Source organism: Treponema sp. OMZ 803, assembly GCF_024181165.1.
Lineage (GTDB): Bacteria > Spirochaetota > Spirochaetia > Treponematales > Treponemataceae > Treponema.
This window is the reverse complement of record NZ_CP051195.1, coordinates 1,569,974-1,589,236: the sequence shown is the minus strand read 5'-3', so window position 1 is coordinate 1,589,236 and position 19,263 is coordinate 1,569,974. Positions and strand designations below refer to the sequence as shown.

General features: G+C 46.8%; 17 protein-coding genes. 12 read left to right on the top strand and 5 right to left on the bottom strand.

Annotation, left to right across the window (positions count from 1 at the left end):
* The first annotated feature begins 5 nt into the window (after positions 1-5).
* From frr to ABH09_RS07165, 11 genes are all read left to right on the top strand, one after another.
* On the top strand, positions 6-560 hold the full coding sequence (frr, locus tag ABH09_RS07215; RefSeq protein ID WP_253713894.1) for a ribosome recycling factor: 555 nt from the start codon (positions 6-8) through the stop codon (positions 558-560).
* Positions 560-1,240 (top strand): polyprenyl diphosphate synthase, encoded by a 681-nt coding sequence (gene uppS / locus ABH09_RS07210; RefSeq protein ID WP_162663668.1) that lies wholly within the window; start codon positions 560-562, stop codon positions 1,238-1,240. Before frr ends, uppS begins: the two co-directional genes overlap by 1 nt.
* Positions 1,237-2,085 carry a phosphatidate cytidylyltransferase gene (locus tag ABH09_RS07205; RefSeq protein ID WP_162663667.1) on the top strand — a complete coding sequence of 283 codons (849 nt, stop codon included), beginning with the start codon at positions 1,237-1,239 and terminating at the stop codon, positions 2,083-2,085. The genes uppS and ABH09_RS07205 overlap by 4 nt, the downstream gene beginning before the upstream one ends.
* Before the next feature lie 76 nt (positions 2,086-2,161).
* Positions 2,162-3,322, top strand: coding sequence for a 1-deoxy-D-xylulose-5-phosphate reductoisomerase (gene dxr, locus ABH09_RS07200; protein ID WP_253713893.1), 1,161 nt, complete (start codon positions 2,162-2,164; stop codon positions 3,320-3,322).
* Between the two features lie 377 nt (positions 3,323-3,699).
* Positions 3,700-5,052 (top strand): RIP metalloprotease RseP, encoded by a 1,353-nt coding sequence (rseP, locus tag ABH09_RS07195; RefSeq protein ID WP_253713892.1) that lies wholly within the window; start codon positions 3,700-3,702, stop codon positions 5,050-5,052.
* A gap of 54 nt (positions 5,053-5,106) precedes the next feature.
* Positions 5,107-5,778 carry a CpXC domain-containing protein gene (locus ABH09_RS07190; RefSeq protein ID WP_253713891.1) on the top strand — a complete coding sequence of 224 codons (672 nt, stop codon included), beginning with the start codon at positions 5,107-5,109 and terminating at the stop codon, positions 5,776-5,778.
* On the top strand, positions 5,762-7,894 hold the full coding sequence (locus ABH09_RS07185; protein WP_253713890.1) for a hypothetical protein: 2,133 nt from the start codon (positions 5,762-5,764) through the stop codon (positions 7,892-7,894). The genes ABH09_RS07190 and ABH09_RS07185 overlap by 17 nt, the downstream gene beginning before the upstream one ends.
* 55 nt (positions 7,895-7,949) lie before the next feature.
* Complete coding sequence (locus tag ABH09_RS07180; protein WP_253713889.1) at positions 7,950-8,636, top strand: TetR/AcrR family transcriptional regulator; 687 nt, start codon at positions 7,950-7,952, stop codon at positions 8,634-8,636.
* 54 nt (positions 8,637-8,690) lie between these two features.
* Complete coding sequence (locus ABH09_RS07175; protein ID WP_162663662.1) at positions 8,691-9,293, top strand: MptD family putative ECF transporter S component; 603 nt, start codon at positions 8,691-8,693, stop codon at positions 9,291-9,293.
* Entirely contained in the window at positions 9,294-10,025 is a 732-nt protein-coding gene (locus ABH09_RS07170) for an energy-coupling factor transporter transmembrane component T (protein ID WP_253713888.1), read from the top strand.
* 138 nt (positions 10,026-10,163) lie between these two features.
* Entirely contained in the window at positions 10,164-10,445 is a 282-nt protein-coding gene (locus ABH09_RS07165) for a hypothetical protein (RefSeq protein WP_253713887.1), read from the top strand.
* 242 nt (positions 10,446-10,687) lie between these two features.
* On the opposite strand, the gene ABH09_RS07160 is transcribed toward ABH09_RS07165, so the two are convergent.
* The 5 genes from ABH09_RS07160 to ABH09_RS07140 form a co-directional block, all read right to left on the bottom strand.
* Positions 10,688-12,313 (bottom strand): ABC transporter ATP-binding protein, encoded by a 1,626-nt coding sequence (locus ABH09_RS07160; RefSeq protein WP_253713886.1) that lies wholly within the window; start codon positions 12,311-12,313, stop codon positions 10,688-10,690.
* Positions 12,314-12,374: 61 nt separating this feature from the next.
* The gene (locus ABH09_RS07155; protein WP_253713885.1) at positions 12,375-13,112 is read right to left on the bottom strand and encodes an energy-coupling factor transporter transmembrane component T; all 738 of its coding nucleotides are present in this window, start codon (positions 13,110-13,112) and stop codon (positions 12,375-12,377) included.
* Between the two features lie 62 nt (positions 13,113-13,174).
* Complete coding sequence (locus tag ABH09_RS07150) at positions 13,175-13,759, bottom strand: MptD family putative ECF transporter S component (protein WP_253713884.1); 585 nt, start codon at positions 13,757-13,759, stop codon at positions 13,175-13,177.
* Positions 13,760-13,866: 107 nt separating this feature from the next.
* Positions 13,867-14,487 carry a TetR/AcrR family transcriptional regulator gene (locus ABH09_RS07145; RefSeq protein ID WP_253713883.1) on the bottom strand — a complete coding sequence of 207 codons (621 nt, stop codon included), beginning with the start codon at positions 14,485-14,487 and terminating at the stop codon, positions 13,867-13,869.
* A gap of 909 nt (positions 14,488-15,396) precedes the next feature.
* Positions 15,397-15,621: a hypothetical protein gene (locus tag ABH09_RS07140; RefSeq protein ID WP_212566377.1), complete on the bottom strand. Its 225-nt coding sequence runs from the start codon at positions 15,619-15,621 to the stop codon at positions 15,397-15,399.
* A 248-nt stretch (positions 15,622-15,869) separates the two neighbouring features.
* On the opposite strand from ABH09_RS07140, the gene ABH09_RS07135 reads away from it, so the two are divergent.
* Positions 15,870-19,148: an energy-coupling factor transporter ATPase gene (locus tag ABH09_RS07135; RefSeq protein WP_253713882.1), complete on the top strand. Its 3,279-nt coding sequence runs from the start codon at positions 15,870-15,872 to the stop codon at positions 19,146-19,148.
* Positions 19,149-19,263: the final 115 nt, after the last annotated feature.

Below are 19,263 nucleotides of genomic sequence, written 5' to 3'. Positions count from 1 at the left end.
GTGATATGAGCGATATTCATAGTGTCTATGAAGAAAAAATGAAGAAGTCGATTGCGACGTTGAAGGATGATTTTAACGGACTCCGGACGGGTCGTGCTTCTGCTTCTTTGTTCGATAAAATACGGGTTGACAGCTACGGACAGCCGACGCCGCTTAATCAAGTGGCATCCATTTCTATTCCTGAAGCCCGCTTAGTGGTTATTCAGCCATGGGATAAGTCGCTGTTGGGAGAAATCGAAAAAGCCATCCTTAAATCGGAGCTTTCGCTCAATCCTGCAAACGACGGTAAGCTTATTCGTATCGCAATTCCGCCGCTTACCGAAGAGCGCCGGAAGGAGCTCGCTAAACAGGCAAAAAACTTTGCCGAACAGTGCCGTGTAGCGATCCGTAATATTCGGCGAGACGGCATCGATGAGGCAAAAAAGCAGCAGAAGGAAGGTGTGTTAAGTGAGGATGCCTTAAAAGTAGCCGAAGAAAAATTCCAAAAAGCAACGGATGCTCATATCAACGATATCAATAAGCTCCTTGCAGAAAAAGAAAAAGAAATTATGGAAGGTTAATGACAGTGCAGCATATTGCCGTCATTATGGATGGCAACGGGCGATGGGCTCAGCAGCGGGGGTTAGCTCGTACAAAAGGACATCGAGAGGGATTGGAAGCAGCCAAACGGATTGTCAAAACGGTTGCCGATTTACATATACCGTACATCACTCTGTATGTGTTTTCAACGGAAAATTGGAAGCGCACGGAGGAAGAAGTCGGCTTTTTGATGGGGCTCATTCAACAGCATCTCCGTGCAGAGCTCGCCTTTTATGCTGCAAATAATATCAAAGTGAAACATATCGGGAATGCAGCGGCATTGCCTCGTGCAATTCAAATGGATATTGCCGATATAATGAAAAAAACGGAACACTACACGGGGACGACTATGCAGCTTGCCATCAACTACGGTGGTAAAGATGAAATTATCCGTGCAATAAAAAAACTAAGCGGCAGACAACTTGAAACGCTTACGGAAGATGCCTTTGAGCAGTTGCTCGATACGGCTGGTGTTCCACCTGTAGATCTTGTCATCCGTACCGGCGGCGAAAAGCGATTAAGCAATTTTTTGCTATGGCAGACAGCGTATGCCGAATTTTATAGTACGGATATCTTGTGGCCGGATTTTACACCTGCCCATTTGATGGAAGCATTAGACGCTTACGGTAAACGTATACGGCGCTTCGGAAGGATCGTATGAAAAAGATTATTGAACGGATAATAATGTTTGTCATCGGATTGCCTCTTGTAATCAGTTCGGTATATTTTTTACCATACCATCATTTTTTGGTGCTGCATCTCGAAATATTTGCTGCCACGGCTCTTTCGATTATAGAAATTCGCACTATGTTTTCCCGAAAGATTGCCGTATACTCTATGCCGATTGTCTTATTTGCCGGCATGCTTATTCCAGTGGCCGTATATCTTTTTATGCTCGGGCTTTTTTCTCGCGCTGTAATGACCTTGATCGGTATCGGTGCACTTTATTTTATATTCTTTGTTGAAACCTTTTATTCTTTTTCAAAGCCGTTTGAAAAAAGTATTCAGCGTGTGTGTTCTGCAGCATTTATCATTTTTTATCCGGGTCTTTTGGTTATATTCATTTCTGCAATGACACGCTGGCCGTCTGCTTCGAATATTATTGCAATGTTTTTGCTGATGGTTTTTTCCTGTGATTCGCTTGCGTGGTTGTTCGGCATATTGTTTGGGAAAGGAAACCGCGGCTTTGTACCGGCGAGTCCGAACAAAAGCATCGTAGGTTTTATCGGAGGAGCCGTCGCCGCGACTGCAACCGGTTTTCTCGCCTTTAAGCTGTTCCCTGCCGACTTTGGAAAGAGTTTAAGCGGCTCTTTACTAACGGGTTTTTGCACCGGTTTGGCAGCTATCATCGGGGATCTTATCGAATCTATTTTTAAGCGTTCTGCTGAAGTAAAAGATTCCGGAGCGCTTATACTTGGACGTGGTGGAATCCTTGACAGTGCCGATTCTATTTTACTTGCTGCGCCGGTGTTCTATCTTTGCTATCGATTTTTCATTGGAATATAAGAGAGCAGCTTTAAAATTTGGCATCTTAGAAAATTAACCTTCGGTTTTTAGGTGTCTCATTATACAGGGTGAAATAATGCAAAAGATAATCGTACTCGGGGCAAGCGGGACGATCGGACAAAATACTATCGATATTATACGCAAGTTTCCAAGCCGTTTTGAACTTGCCGGTGTTTCCGTACATACAAAGACTGATGTGTTGAATGCCTTACGTGCCGAATTTCATTTTCAAGATTTTGCGGTAACGGATTCCGCCGCTGCCGCAGGGTATGATATAAAACATCATAGTCTTGAACGGTTTTTAACCGAAACCCCTGCCGATATTGTGGTGAACGGTATTGCAGGAGCGGCGGGATTACAGGCCTCCCTCATTGCGGTTCGGACTCATCGAATACTTGCTCTTGCAAATAAAGAAAGCATTGTGATGGCGGGGCATCTTTTGCAACAAGAAGCCGAAAAGTATCATTCGCTCATTATACCGGTAGATTCCGAACATTCAGCCATTTACAGCTTAATACGGGCTCACGGACGGGAGGCTATTGAACGCCTGATCATTACTGCTTCAGGCGGCCCGTTCAGGACATGGGCAAAGGAACGGATTCAAGAAGCAACGCTGCAGGACGCGCTTAAACACCCGACGTGGACGATGGGCGCTAAAATTACGATCGACTCCGCCTCCCTTGCCAATAAGGCTTTGGAAGTAATCGAAGCGGTGCATCTTTTCGATATTTCTGCCGACCGTATTACCGTTGCGGTACATCCGTCAAGTGTCGTACATTCGATGGTGCAGCTTACCGGCGGTGAAATCTATGCGCAGCTTTCTCCGCCCGATATGCGCAATCCCATTTTTGCTGCGATGAGCTATCCTGAAGAACCGCCGCCCTATCTTGCGCCGCTCGATTTTACCAAGCCTTTAGATCTGCACTTCGAGCCGCCGCGGATGGAGGATTTTCCGATGTTATCGCTCGGGTTTATCGCTGCCCGTAAAAAGGCAGGGTACCCGATCGCATTCAACGCCGCCAATGAACAGGCCGTCGCGGCGTTTTTGCGCAATCAAATCCGGTTTGTGCATTTAGCGGAGATTACCGCACAGGTGATGCAGGAAGATTGGAGCGCCGCACCGAAGGCTATAACGGATGTTATGCGCATCGACGAATCCGCCCGCCGCCGCGCAGACGAAGCTGTCCAAAAACTTCAGTTTTTGGACAGCTTCCTTAAATGTAGATGCGATGTTTAAAATTAAGTTATTACTGTATAAAGACTTAATTTTAAACTCGCGGAGATGTCGAAAAAGTAACCAACTTTTGAGACATCCCCGTATAACTACGCCGGCTGATATTGCAGCAATACTATGTTTAATGTAAGCGGCAACCGCACAGAAATATTAAGCGGTTGCCTTCCTTCTGCGTGAAATTTTAGATAAAATTTCACGCAGTTTATTTTAGAAGAGAAGGGAAAATGAATCAGGTGGTGCAGTTCAAATACCGCAGAAGCGCCGGGATTGGGCGACCATTTGAGCCGCAAAGCGGCGAAACTCTGGTCGAACAATCCCGGTGATGCTGCGGGGTGTAAAAAAAATAACCTGATTCGTTTTCCCTGCGAAGGACTATATAGATGTTAAAATTTTTGATCGGATTGCCGGTACTCGGCATTGTCGTATTTATCCATGAGCTGGGGCACTTCATCGCTGCTAAGCTCTGTGGAGTGTCGGTGGAGAGCTTTTCCATCGGCTGGGGGCCGGTACTGCTGCATAAAAAGTTCGGTGCAACCGACTACCGGCTGTCGGCGATTCCCCTCGGCGGCTATTGCGGCATGAAGGGAGAACACGCGTTTAGAGAGGCGTACGAAAAAAAACTGCCCAGTGTTCCCAAGGAAGAGGGGAGCCTTTTTGCCGCACACCCCTTTAAGCGGATACTGATAGCGTTTGCGGGGCCCTTTGCCAACCTCTTGCTTGCCGCCGCCGCACTTGCCATGATAAGCGGACTCGGCAGGACATACTACACCACCGATAACCGTATCGTACCGGTATACTGCCTCGATTCGAGCGACCAATCGCCTGCGCGGACAGCCGGTCTACAGATAGGCGATCGTATTCTCCAAATCAACGATCAAAAGACAGCGAACTTCGCCGATATTCAGCAGATTATCGCGCTTCATCCCGAAGAATCGCTTACAATGCTGATTGAACGGGGGGGAGAACAGCTCAGTATGACTATACGCCCTGATTTGAATAAAAAAACGGGCGCGGGGCAGGTCGGTATTTACCGTTATGTGCCGCTCGAAGTTGCATCCGTGCGGAAAGATTCCGCTGCCGATTTGGCGGGAATAAAAGCAGGTGACCGGCTTACCGGTATTGACGGCACAGCGCTCGATAACCAGATGGCGTTGATATACTTTTTCCGCGACTATACGCAAAAGACCGCGCTCTTTGAGCTTATCCGCGACGGCGAGCGGATTGAGCTGCCGGTAAACCTTGTCCGCACGGAAAACGGCAGCGTCGATCTCGGTTTGAATTGGGCCTATATCACCGTAACCGAGAAAGGAACCGGTTTTATTGCCAGTTTACGCCAAGGGATAGTGCAAACCGGAGAACTGACGGCCGTTACGCTGAAAAGCCTCGGGCTTTTGTTTAAAGGCGTGAATATGACTGACGCGGTTGCCGGGCCGGTACGAATCAGTTCGATGATCGGTAGTCTCGCGGCGGACGGCTTTAGCGAAAATACACGAGCGGGCTTTGTGAATATTGCTGAAATTGTCGCGGTAATATGCGTGTCTCTCTTTTTAATGAACCTTTTGCCCATTCCTATTCTGGACGGCGGATTGATCTTTACTGCCTTTGTCGAATGTATCGTCCGCCGGCAAATACCGCCTCGTGTGTTATATTATCTCCAGTTCGTAGGATTCGCCTTTATCGCCGTGCTTTTTTTCTTTGCATTATGGGCGGATATCCTATATATTATGAAATGAAGGGCAGGAAGTTACCTGCGTTTGAAACAAGCACGGCGTTTTTTAGGAGGCCTTATGCAAAAAATTACCTGTAAATGCGACTGTTCATTTGATGTGGAATACGAAAAAACAATCGATCTTGATGCCCGCCCAGCAGTAAAGGAAGATATAAAAAGAGGCTCCTTTTTGTCTTTTGTATGCCCGTCCTGCCATTCAAAAGTCAATATCGAACTTGAAACGGAATTTGTGTGGAAATCGAAAAAAACAACGCTATTGTTTGTACCCGAAAAGAAGCGTATGGAATGTCTTGCTTTTTGTGCGGGAGCCGTCAGAATTAATGCGGAAAATAATAAAAAATTAAAGACTGAATTTCTGAAGAAAGGACAAACGCCCGTTATCGGCTACCCTGAACTTGCCGATCGGATTGCCGTCCTTGATTCCGGTTTAGATCCGGAGATTGTTGAAGCAGTAAAATTCTTTTTATTGGATAACGGGAAGAATATCAAGGGTAAGCAAATTCAAATCCTGTTTGAAAAATTTTATGATGATGTAATTGAATTTCATGTGCATGGCTTACGGGAAAAAGAAGTTGCAGTGATGCGTATTCCACTAAATCTTTATCGTTCGATCGAAGCAGATCGTAAAGCAAAAAAGCAAAAAGAGGTATTCCAAGCCTTATGGCTCGGCCCCTACCTTTCCTATAAGAATATTCATGCCGAAGGAGATGATCATGATGCATCAGTTTAAACGATTTTCGTTTTTGCTCTTGTTTATATGCTTCCTTGCAAGTGCAGCAGCTCAGACAACTGGCAATATTGTGACGCCTCCAACTCCAGAAGAATCTGAATCTTCGCTCTCCGAAACCGAACAAACTGCAGCTGACGGACAATCACAGTCCGGTGCATTGGATAACGATGACAATTCGGATACGCATCGGCAATCCCAATCCGATAAAACTACCGATATAGGTACACCATTAGAAAAATCGGATGACACTGCATCTCTTACCGATAAAAACACTCCTGATACGGTAACTCCTAATGCTCTTAAAAAAAACATCTTGGAACGAGCCTATATCTCTCATCGATTTGAGGGAGGCGTAGCAGCTATTGCCGACTCATCTGTGACGCGTTCTTTTTTTGCTGCCGGAAAAGACGGTTTTATGACTCGGTTCTCATATGGAACGATGAAGCCCGAAACATGGCAGGTATCGACCATGCCGATTAAGCGCATAGCCGCACATCCTAAAAAAGCGTTGATTGCCGTCTATGAAACGGATGGTTTCAGCGTTCATAAAATTTCTCTTTGGGATTGGCAAACAAAAAAACAGCTGTATGCGAAACGTTTTTCCAGTTCCATCCTTTCGCTATCGTGGTCGGCTCAAGGGACGTACCTTTTTATCGGAACCGCATCGACGGAAGGTATTACCATCCTTGACGCAAGCGGAAAGATCAAAAAAGTGTATCCGCGTCCGCCGGGAATCGTGCTACTTGCCGCGACCGGCCCGAGCGAAAAAAGTATCGTAACATACGGAGAAACCGGTCGGCTTGTGTATGCCGATATTGCGAAAAAATCTATTCTCACCCAATACGAGACAGAGGATCGATTGGAAAGTCCTGAGCTTATTAAGAATTATACTCAGATTATCGGCTATAAAAACGGGAATGTCGTAGTTGTAAAGGCCGCTTCGGGCGAGGTATTAAAAAGCTATCCCGCGCGTTCGGCGCTGTTTGCAGGGAAGATTACGGACAGCCTACCGGTATGGATTGAAAAAGGCGATACACGGCAAACATGGCATTTGTGTCAAGGCGATAAAAGATCCCCTGCTTTTAGCCTTCCGTATCCGGCAGCAATCACGGCAGCGCGGCATGTTGATTCGACGGTTGTAATCGGAACCGATGACGGTAGACTATATCGTTTGAAGCAAAATAGCGATGCGGCAATTTCGCTGACGGAGTTGAATATCGACACTTCAATGCAGGTGAGCGATATATGCACGAAGGATTCTAAAATTTATATGCTGAGCGGTTCAACGCTCTATGTAGCCGCTTCCCCGGAGGATAAGCCGGAACCCATCATTCAATCCGTTTCAGGCGAACGGTGTACTGTATACGGTAATGGTTTTTTATTTTGGTCGGCAGAAAAAAACGCACCGCTATATTATGCAGAGGAGGGACAAACACCTGCTGTCCTCTACCGCCCACGGGAACGGCTCAATTCGGTTTCCGTTTATAATGATACTATTGCGGCGGTACGGGCATTTAGTGGGCTTGTGTTGTTGGACGGTAAAAGCGGCGCACCGTTATTTACGTATCAAGCCGCCGGATTACAGGATGCCGTACAGGTTGACGACACATTTGTGCTTATCACCAAGAGTACGGGCGGTGTTATTAGCCAGCCGCTCCTGCTGATTGATATCAGAACGAGCGAAACCATCCCGCTTAATATGGAAGGAGACATCGCGTTTTCCGCACAGGCAAATAATAAAGTAAAAAACACCTTTTCCTGCTTTCGGTTAAAAACGGAGAAGGCGGCACAAACCGATTTAATGACGATGAAAATCGATACGGTGTATCCCGCCCGCAGCGCTTTTACCGCAGCGCTTTCGTATGGTGATGAGAACTTACAAGCCTCGCTCTATGATGACGGATACGCAGTGCTTACCAACCTCGGGAAAAATCAGCTGAGTTACTACGATAAAAAGCGGAGATCGATCCGGCAGCTTCCGCGGGATTATGCTTTATCTCGTAAAGCACTGATGACGGATGCATACATTGTCAGCGTGAACTATGACGGCTCCCTTTCGTGGTTTAACCGCCGGACGATGCAGCTGTTGCAGCATACCCCACTGACAGAGGATTGAGGCGGAGGCGATTGTCCTCTTAACAATTTATAAACGACAATCTATAATACTATCAGTGATGAAAGAATCGAGGAAAAAACACGACACTTATACTGAAATCCTTAAAAACGCAAAAAAAGAATTTTTGCAAAAAGGTTTTGAAAAAGCGTCTATGCGTTCCATCGCAGCAATGACGGGAATAACCGCAGGTGCCTTGTACAAACACTTTCCGTCAAAGGCTGCAATATTTGAAGCGCTCGTGCAGCCGCTTATTACACAAACGTTAAATATCGGCACCGATTTTTCCAAAACCGCAATCCATCTATTCACAACTGAGGGCAACTCCGTGACAAAAGAAGCAATACGCATATCTATCCAAGATTTGTGCGATCTTGCCTACAGCCGCTTTGATGAATTTAAACTTTTGTTTAACCGCTCTGCGGGAACAAAATACGAAAACATTCGCCATGAATTTGTAATGGCGGATGTTGCTGCATGCAAAAAATTTATCGGCGACTTAAAACTGCGAGGAATCAATATACATCCTCTCACTGACGATCAACTCCATTTGATTTACAGTACCGCCTTAACGCCGTTTTTTGAAATTATTACCCATGAATATTCTTATGAAAAAGCCCTATCCTTTATGGATATATTGACTGATGTGATGTATTTTTGCTGGAACAAAATTATGCAACCGGAAACGCAATCAGGACAATCACACCAGCTGCCTCTTGAAAAAAGTAAGCCTATTGACACATAACTATGTTATATACTACCGTCCTATTAATTTCTAAACGTAAGGAGTTTAAAAACAATGAGTTCAACGACACAATCCGATAAAAAAATGCGGACAAAGGATTTTATCTATGCAGGAGCATTCGGTGCGCTGTATATCGTGCTGATGCTGATTATCGTAATGGGTTCTTCCGCCATTTCTCCCGTGCTGTATTTCATGGCGCCGCTGACGGTTGGGTTGATTTGCGGTACGGTGTATATGCTGTGCGTGCTTAAAGTGCATAAGTTCGGCGCCGCGTTGATATTCGGTGCGTTTTTTACGCTAATCACTTGTACGCAAAGTTTGTATGCAGTGATTTTTTCACTGGCGGCGGCGCTTATAGCCGAGCTGATTTTGTTCTTAGGTAAGTATCAATCCCGCAAGATGTATCTGCTGTCATTTGTTTTTTTCAACCTCAATATGGCGGCACCGACTCTGATGCTGCTTACCGATTACAACAAATTTATGATGCTTTCGGAAAAATACAGCGGTGCCGCTTATGCACAGTCGTTTGCAAAACTGGCATTTAACGGAAAGATATGGTTCGCGATACTGGGCTGCGCTATTGCAGGGGGAATTGGCGGCGCGCTTATCGCAAAAAATTTGGTTAAAAAGCATTTTGAAAAAGCCGGAGCGGTATAAATGGCGTTCGGGCTGTATGGAAGCGGGAGCGGGCTTTTAAAGCTTGACCCGCGGACAAAGCTGCTTTTATTTTGTGCAGGTATCGCTGTCAGTACCTTTTCCTATAATGAATGTGCGTTGTGGATGTACTGCGCAGCGATGTGCGCACTATTAGCCTTGTGCGGGGAAAAATGGTTTGCACTCAAGTGCGGTGCTCTCATTGCTTGTATGGAATATCTGCGCTACCGCATCATCACCTCCGGCACAGGCGCTCCCGCGCTAACCGGAATTCTTGTCGCACTTATTATGATGTGCCGGTACGGTTTTCCCTTGCTCCTATCCCTCTCATTTTTAATTAAAACAACGCGCATCAGTCAACTCATCGCGGCGCTATCGGCTCTGCATCTTCCGCTCTTTGTTATTATCCCCCTATCCGTAATGCTCAGGTTTATCCCGACAGTGCAGGAAGAATGGGATGGCGTGCGGAAGGCTATGGCATTTAGAGGCATATCCCTTGAACCGGGCGCGGTGATACGGGCGCCTTTTAAAACAATCGAGTACATATTGATACCGCTCCTTTTCAGCTGTATCTCCGTTATGGATGAGCTCGCCTCCGCTTCCCTTGCACGCGGTCTTGATGCGGAACGGAAACGGACATCATACGAAGCGGTAAAGATGCGTTTTCCGGACTACATCATTATACTGCTGTTTGTAGGCATTGCGTTCTATGCTGCTGTAGGAGGGAGGAGCTGATGGAAAATGTGGTATGACTTTGATTGAACAGCGCACGTTTTATACTGCCGTATGGAGCTTGGATCGCCTTAATTGTTCAGATGAAATTTTCCGATTTCGATTATTGGAACTCAACCGGCTTTAATAGAGCATTTATTAATGTCCGATAGATCATCCGCTGTTTTGTCATATTTAGAAACCCTCTCTCATGATGAGCTTATAGAGTTACTACATTCTTTTACAACGACTCATGAAGATATTCGGCTTGTCCTTGAAGAAAAAGTCGCCGAAGAAAGCACAAAAAATAAAGATGCTGCTGCGGTTGAATACAACCTACAAATAATGGCCCAGACGATGTCGGAATCGGTAACAGCAGATGTCTATCATCCATCGCATGTACTTGTTACTCGGAACAGTACCGCACAGGAAAAGATCAATTGACAATCCTCGGCTCGATACGCTTATGCTTGCAATGCCGTTCAGCTGGAAGGGGACGCTTGCGCAATACTGCGGCCGATTGCACAGAAATTTTGCAGGAAAAGAAGAAGTACTGATTTATGATTACGTTGATTTCCGTGTTCCTGCTTTCGATAGAATGTACCGGAATCGACTTAAAGGCTATAAACAGCAAATACCGTTTAATGAGCAGCGTTTTAAGCTAAGCTTGCCGCTCACTCTCCCAGCTACCTCCCCTCAAAAAACGCCTGTACCTTCTCCATAATCGCTTGTGACCAGCCGCCACTCCATACTAACTTTCCGCCATCCATAAAAATGAGATAATTACAGCATGCAGCGATCAGCTCCGGATCGTGGCTGATAATGAACACGGTTTTGCCTGCACGGGCGAGGCGTGTGATATTTTCCGCAACATCCAGCATGTGCGCGTAGTCAAGGCCGCTGGTCGGCTCGTCAAAAATAAGGAACTCCTTATCGGCAGCTATCGCGCTTGCGACGGCAAGACGCTGCTTTTGTCCGCCCGATAACGCCATCGGATGCACTTCCTTAAATTCCGAAAGATTCATCGCTTCCAAAATATCAAGCGCTTTTTGACGTGCAGCTTCGCCGCTTACATCACTTACATCCATACTCAATAAGACTTCTTCGATAACGCTTTCCGTAAAAAGTTGATGGTTAACATCCTGCATCACCATATAGGACTTTTTCAGCCGCGCCTTTGCCGTGTAGGATTTTCCGTTATCGTTCAACACCCCTTTCGCCTGTTTTTCAAGCCCGCAGATAACCCGCGCCAAAGTCGATTTTCCTGCGCCGTTAAACCCAAGCACACCCGTAACCGCACCGGAAGGAACCTTCAGCTCCGGTATATCGAGAACGCGCTTTTTTCCGTAAGAGAACGCAAGACCGGAAAACGTAACATACCGCTCGAATACCGGCGGCTCTTCGGCGGAAGCACATTCGGGTGCTGGAGACCTTTCGACAGAGGCACAGTCAAATGCCGGAGACTTTTCGGTGGGAGCATATACGAATGCCTCTTCGGAGGAACCTTCAAAGGTTCCTTCAAGAATTCCTCCGGTTTGACATGCACGGATACATCTAGGAGTGTATTCCATCGCTTTTTGCGAACGCAAACCTTTCCGATGCAGCGCTTCCGTGTCCACCTTCAGAAATTCCGCTATCGGAAAATCCTGGACAATCCGCCCGTTTTCCATATAGATAGCGCGGTCAGCCACCTCCATCAGATAGTACAGGCGGTGCTCAGCGATAACGACCGTCTTTCCCTGCTCCTTCCATTTCCGTATCACCGCCTTCAAATTGGCAATGGAGCGGAGATCAAGGTTGGAAGAAGGCTCATCCAAGACGAATATGGCAGGCTGCATTGCCGCCGCAGAAGCACACGCTATTTTTTGCTTTTCTCCGCCTGAAAGCGCAAACAGGTTTCTATCCAAAAGGTTATCCATATCAAGGTCTCTGCTTACCTGCCCGATGCGGCGGTACATTTCTTCCCGCGGAACGCCGGTATTTTCGCAGCCGAAAGCGATTTCACTCGTGGAATCCAAACTGAAAAACTGAGAGCGCGGATTTTGAAACACCGACCCGACTTTTTGCGAAAGCTCATACAGCGTTACGGATGCCGAATCTCTTCCATCGATAAGTACCTGTCCTTCCAGCGCCCCCGCATAATACGCCGGAGCAAGCCCGTTAATCAGGCGGGTAATCGTCGTCTTACCGCAGCCCGACAGTCCGCACAATAACACCACCTGTCCCGCCGGGATTTGTAAGTCGATACCGTACACCCCCGCGCTCCGCTCCGCGTTATGATAGGTAAAGGTTACGTTTTTTAACTCAATCATCTTATCATCCTCTCATCTGCATCATTTTCCATATCATTGTCTAATCCGTGTCGTTCCCCAATCATCCCCCGATGCGTAACACTGTACAGACAAGCAGCGCAGCAGCGATGACGGCAATGCCCGCATCGTATATGCCAAAGTGCAGCTCAACAAGGCATGTCCGCTTTTTCAATCCCCCTAAGCCCCGCGTTAACGCAGCCGCCGATAACTCTTCACCGATTTTGGCAATCGACATCATCAGCGGAATCAGCCGGTACTCCAGCATCATCGCAGGATTCCGCCAAAATCGCGGCGTACCGAACCCGATCTCCCGCATCCGCATCGCGCTGCCGATTGAACGGTTTTCTTCTCCCAACGTAGGAATAAACCGGAAGACAACGGATATGGGAATAATCAGCGCATCAGGCACATGCCACCGACTCATCGCTGCGATAAACTCATTCGGTTTTGTCGATTCGATAATATAGTAGCCGAACATAAACACCGGAAAAAACCGGAAAATCAGCTCGCTTAAAAGCCCCCACAGCATCGCCGCAAGGTACGGAAAACTCCCTGTCGTGTTCGACAGCTTGACCGCAGCCGCCAGCGCAAAAAGCCCACCGTAAATTAGCGCCGGCCGGTATTGGCGGTTCAGAAAAAGCAGGCTAATGGGAATAAGCACAATCACCATATTCAGCATACTCTGCTCTTCCACAAAGAATATCAGCGTTGCAAGAAAAAACATAAACAGCACCTTGGTGCGGGGATCGATGTGCACCCCCTTCGCCCGCGGCGGTCTATACGGCTCAAAATCTTCCATTATACAATCCTTTATATAACCCTTATCTAACACCATGCAGCACCGGCGGCATCTATACGCACCTATACAATACCGGCTCTTTCAAAATGCTTTTTCAACATCCGCCTTCCAAGCAGCGCACCGAGCAGTGAAGAGACAAACAGAATACCGATTGCTGCAAATCCCATCCACGGCGGCATAAACTTTTGCACCCCTTCAACATATTGATCCCCCATTGAACTGCGCACCTTTTCCATATACGTTGCAGCAAAAAGCCACATCGGTGCCTGACAGCTTATCATCGCGCAAGAAAAAAGCCAGTAGCCAAGCACACTCGCCTTAAAACTCTTGTATTTACCCGCCTTCAGCACTAGATCGGCAAGTGCGCCCATCACACAATAGCCGATAATCGGAAGATACGTGTATCCCATCAGATACCAAAATAGGCCTAAAATAACACTCATAATAAAGACCATGCCGAACTTATCCGCCTTTGTCAAAAACAGCATAAACGGGATCCCCGTCGCAATCGGCACAATCACATACAAAAACGGATACAGCACCGGAATCGCGTTGATCATCCCGATCACAAAAAAAATAACCAAATACATCGCCGTATAGATTCCGACATTTATCAGATCCTTCGCCGACAACTTACTGCTTTGCATACGCAAACCTCCATAAAATTAAGCCCTCTAAAATCTGTATTTTTTAGAGCACCTCTTGTGATAACATTGATAGCACACTTTGTTATCTTTTCTTCAAAAAAAATATATTACACTCGCAAAACCTTCCGCCAGCCGGCAGAAAAAAATTCGGCAAGGGTATGCACAACTTCAAGCGCTTCATCCTGCGTGTAATCATGCAAAACCGTTTCAAAAATACAAGAAAAGTAAGAATGGATAAGCATGTGCAGTTTTTTTCCATCAATCCGGCTGTATTTAATATGCTTTTTATCCAAAAATTCGTACATACGGTGTGTGTCTTGTAGTTCCCGTTCGACAAGCCGATCGGTAAAATCGATATACGGTGTTCCATCCGCGCAGCACAAAAGGAGTTTGAACTCATCAAAATGCGCGTAAATGATGCAGACAAATGCTTCTATCGTCTCTGCCGAAATTGCCCAAATGTCTTCCGTGTTTCCCATACTCAGGCAATGAAAGCACTCATCCGCAGCCGTTTCATATTTATCTTGGATACTATTGACGGCAGGTTCCACCAAAGCCGAAAAGAGGGCTTCTTTGTCCTTAAAATGGCGGTAAAACGCACCGGTCGTTACGCCCGCCTCACCACACAAATCCCGCAGGTTTGTACGTTCATAACCATTCCGCAAAAACATCTTTTTGCCGCTTTCTAAAATCCTTGTGTGGGTTGCTTCGTATGTTCCGCTTGCCATATCCGTAGTAGTCGCCCTCAAAAACTAACTTTAAGCTTTTAGAGCATCTCTCTTGTTCTTGATAACTTTGTTAGCATTGTATGACAAAGAAGAGGATGTGTCAATGGAAAACGATAAGGTAATCCAGGGTAAACGCATCAGGCTATTTTTTTAACATCCCCGCGAAAAAAATTGATACTATTCGACCAGAACTGCCAAGGATGGCATCGCTAAAAAATGTACATCCCTGTACATTTTTTAGCTTCGAGTTTTTCTGATGAAAAACTCGATACTGTTTGGAACCACTGACTTCCTGTCAGTACAGCGATGTTTTGTGTACGCACAAAACTCGCCTTCAATGCGCCCAAGGATGGGCGTGGGATAGGTCAGAAACAAGTTTTGGAACAAAACTTGTCCTCAACCGATGTACATGGACGTACATCGGTTGAGAGGTACACGGATGTACAACAGTTGAAGATGGTTCAAATGGTCTCACAGTCTCAATTTTTTTGCGATTTTTCTCTATTCTACCTGATGCGTTTACCTTTTTCTCGGAAAAATGTGCGAAATTTTAAATCAACAACCCCGACGCTTGCGTCGGGGTTGTTGATTTAAAATTTCGCACAGAAGGAAGCAACCGCTAAAAATATTTATAATGCGGTTGCTCTGTATGGTAATCCGAGAATTCAGTTGAGAAGGGAAAACGCTGCCTCTGATGATGCAGTATAAAATTGAGCCGGAGACCGTAAAGAGGTCATTATCCCTCATTTGTTAAATAATCATATAGCATTGTAGGAGAAAATATTAAAGGTTTTTCTACATCAGATTCAAGAAAATCCTTATCGCCGGTTAGAATAATATCCGCATTATGAAAAAGAGCATCGCTTAACCTGCGGAAATAAGGACATTCGTGTCTAAAAAGATTCGCATTTATACTAACCGCGAACGGCGGAAAGCCGCCATATCCGATAGCATTTCTTCTTCAGAATTCCATCCTTTATTATCAGTAAACATTTCCTGTATTTGCTGAATAGTCGCTTTTGTAGTTTGTTTACGAGAGCTGATAAGAAATTCAACATATTTTATCACGGCGCTATAATCTTCTTCTGTGAGTGTTTTCATCATTTGTGCAAGTTTAGATGCTGTAACGGACATTCCCTATCTCCTGCATTATTCAGACTGCAAATAGTTTATCATATTTTTTCAAAAAAATAGACCGTAAAATCCCGCAGATTCGTGCGCTCGTAGCCGTTCTGCAAAGCCATCTGTTTGCCGTCGATCGCCTACAATCTCAAGACTATGTTTACTGAAATCAAATCTTCCTCATTACACATATACATCTTTGTCTATCCGTATTATAGTTATAGTATACAAAATCTCTAATACTATCGGAGAGTAATAGTGTGATCAATTTTAAAAACGTCTCTTTTTCCTACAGCGGGGAACACGGTACCGGAGACGGCGTATCCGAAATAGACCTTACCATAAAAGACGGCGAATTTGTCGTATTATGCGGCGAGTCGGGCTGCGGCAAGACCACCGTTACACGGCTGATAAACGGGCTTGCTCCTCATTTTTATGAAGGTGAAATGAGCGGTTCCGTGATGATCGGCGATGTGTGCGTAAACACGGAAAACTTATCCGATATTGCAGCGCTCACCGGAAGCGTTTTTCAAAATCCAAAGAGCCAATTCTTTAACCTTGACACCACCGGCGAGCTTGTATTCGGCTGCGAAAATCTCGGCATCCCAAGGGAGCAGATTCAACAGCGCCTCGAAAAAACAAAACGCGATTTGCAGCTCGATAATTTGATGGACGGGGATATTTTTGAACTGTCGGGAGGAGAAAAGCAGCAAATTGCCTGCGCCTCCTGCTATACCGCAGACCCTCAAGTCTTTGTGCTGGATGAGCCGTCCTCTAATTTGGATAAACGGGCAATTCAGCGGCTGCACCGGATGCTGGTAAAAATCAAAGCAGCGGGAAAGACCGTTGTTATTGCAGAGCATCGGCTCTATTACCTGATGGATGTAGCAGACCGCTTTATCTATATGCGCAGCGGAAAGATCGAGCGTATTTTTACACGGGACGAAATGAAAGCGCTCAGCGAATCCGATTTAACCGCGCTGGGCTTGCGCCTCACGAATATGCAGTCCCTCGCCGTGCTTGCACGGAAAGAGGATGCGGCACGAGAAACGTCGGTCAAAGGCAGTACACCGCCCGAAACCCAACCCGTGTCAAAGCCCGCGCTTGAAGCGCTCGATGTAACTTGCGGCTACGGCTCTACCCGTGTGCTCGATATAGAGCGGCTCGCGCTGCCCGAACATTCGATTGTGGCGCTCATCGGTGATAACGGATCGGGCAAAAGCACTTTTGCGCAAGCGCTCGCGGGGTTGATTCCTTCAAACGGGAGCATCGCAGTCGGCGGCGCGTATTTGACGGCGGAGGAGCGCAGCAAACGCAGTTTTATGGTGATGCAGGATGTCAACCGGCAACTCTTCGCCGACAGTGTGCTGGAAGAAGTGATGATGAACACCGGCGCTTCCGCAGCTGATGCCGAAGCCGTATTGGCGCGGCTCGGTATCCTTGAACTGAAAGACCGGCACCCGGCCTCATTATCGGGTGGTCAAAAACAGCGGACGGCAATTGCTTCCGCACTCTGTGCAAAAAAAGATTTGCTGATTTTTGATGAACCGACCAGCGGACTTGACCGCCGCGGTATGGAACGCTTCGGCTCTCTTTTACGCGATCTGCAGACAAGCGCCGCCCTTTCGCTCGTTATTACGCACGACCCCGAATTGATTATGAGCTGCTGCACGCACATTCTCCATATCGAAAACGGCAGGGTCTTAGCTTTCTATCCGTTGAATAAAGCAGGCATCGAACGGGTTTCTTCCTATTTCTTGCAGGAAAGCGATGAAAACACGAGCCGGAAACGGGACAAGCAAAGTTCGATCTCCAAGATTTTGCAGTACGCAGGGGCGCACCGCCGCACGATATATCAAGCGGCGCTCTGTATGACACTCGGAGCAGCGGCGAGTATTATCCCGTATCTTTTGGTATACACCATCCTTGAGCAGGTCTTAAACGGTTCGGTTCCGACCTTAGCCGGAAGCGGGAAAATGCTTGCAGGTATCCTGCTTGCGGAAATCGTATACGCTGTTTTTTATATGTACGGCTTTCAGCTTTCGCACCGTGCGGCTTACAACACGCTGGAAAACATACGCCGCTTTTTGCAGGAAAACTTGGAGCGCAAGCCGCTCGGAAAAGTGAGGGAGATGGGCAGCGGAGCTATCAAAAAGCTGTTTACCGATGACATTGAATCGATAGAACTCCTTTTGGCGCACATGATCCCCGAAGGGATTGCCAATCTCACCGTTGCCGTGTTTGCGCTTGTAACCATCCTCGTTATAGACTGGCAGCTTGCACTGCTTACCTGTGTTGTCATTGCGCTGGGCATCAGTGTTTCGGGACAGATGTACCGTGTCGGTGTCGAGCAGATGGGCAGTTACTTTGCCGCAGCAAAGCGGCTGAACAATACCATTATCGAATATGTAAACGGTATGGAGGTTGTTCGCGTGTTTAACCGGCAGGATGAATTCGGCGAACGATTTGCTTCTTCCGTTACTGCGTACCGCGACTTTGCGCTGTCATGGTACAAGGTTTCATTCCCGTGGATGGCTCTATACGGCAGTTTATTTTCAAACATTTTACTATACAGCCTGCCTTTCGGCACACTGCTTATCTTGCTCGGTCAACTGACCCTTGCCCGCTACATTTTGACAATTTGTCTTTCTTTCGGAATTGCGCCGCTCCTGCTCCGCTGCATGAGTTTTATCGGCGCCGTACCGCAAGCAAGTTATAAAATTCAGGCGTTGGAAAAAGCATTTGATTACCCCGAACTGAAAACGGGAACGGCGCCGTTTTCCGGCACGGGGCACAGTATCGAATTCCGCAATGTCCGGTTTGCATACAAGGATTTGGAAGTTCTGAAAGATGTTTCCTTTACGGCGCAAGAGCGGCAGATGACTGCTTTAGTCGGAGCAAGCGGCAGCGGAAAAAGCACGGCGGCAAAGCTCTTAGTGCATTATTACGATGTTTCGGGCGGCGGGGTGCTAATCGGCGGACAGAATATCCGTGAAATGAGCTTAGAAGCGCTCAACGAACAGATTGCCTACGTTTCTCAGGATGTGTTTCTTTTTAACAAGAGCATTGCGGACAATATCCGAATCGGCAAAAAAGGCGCAACCGATGAGGAGATTATTGCCGCAGCAAAAAAAGCGCAGGCGGATGAGTTTATCCGCGAACTGCCGGACGGGTATGCAACGCTTGCAGGGGAAGCAGGCAGTAAACTTTCAGGCGGGCAGCGGCAGCGGATTGCCTTTGCACGGGCAATACTTAAAGATGCTCCGATTGTTATTTTGGATGAGGCAACCGCCTTTATCGATCCTGAAAACGAGCAAAAGATGAATCAGGCAATATCCGAAATCGTGCGGGATAAAACCGTTATCGTCATCGCTCATAAAATGAAGTCCATTATGAGCGCCAACCGCATTATCGTGCTCAAAGATGGACGTATCGCCGCTTCCGGCTGTCATGCGGAGCTTATTAAAACCAGCCCGGAATACCAAAACCTCTGGCGTATCTCGGAAGAAACCGCAGACTGGACGGTACGGGGGAAGTAAGAGGGGAGTAACCCTAGGGACTGTCCAAAAACTAACCAACTTTTGAGACATCCCCGGCTACCGTGAAAACGGCGCAAGAACGAATTGATATGTACCATTTTTTTAATATTTGGTA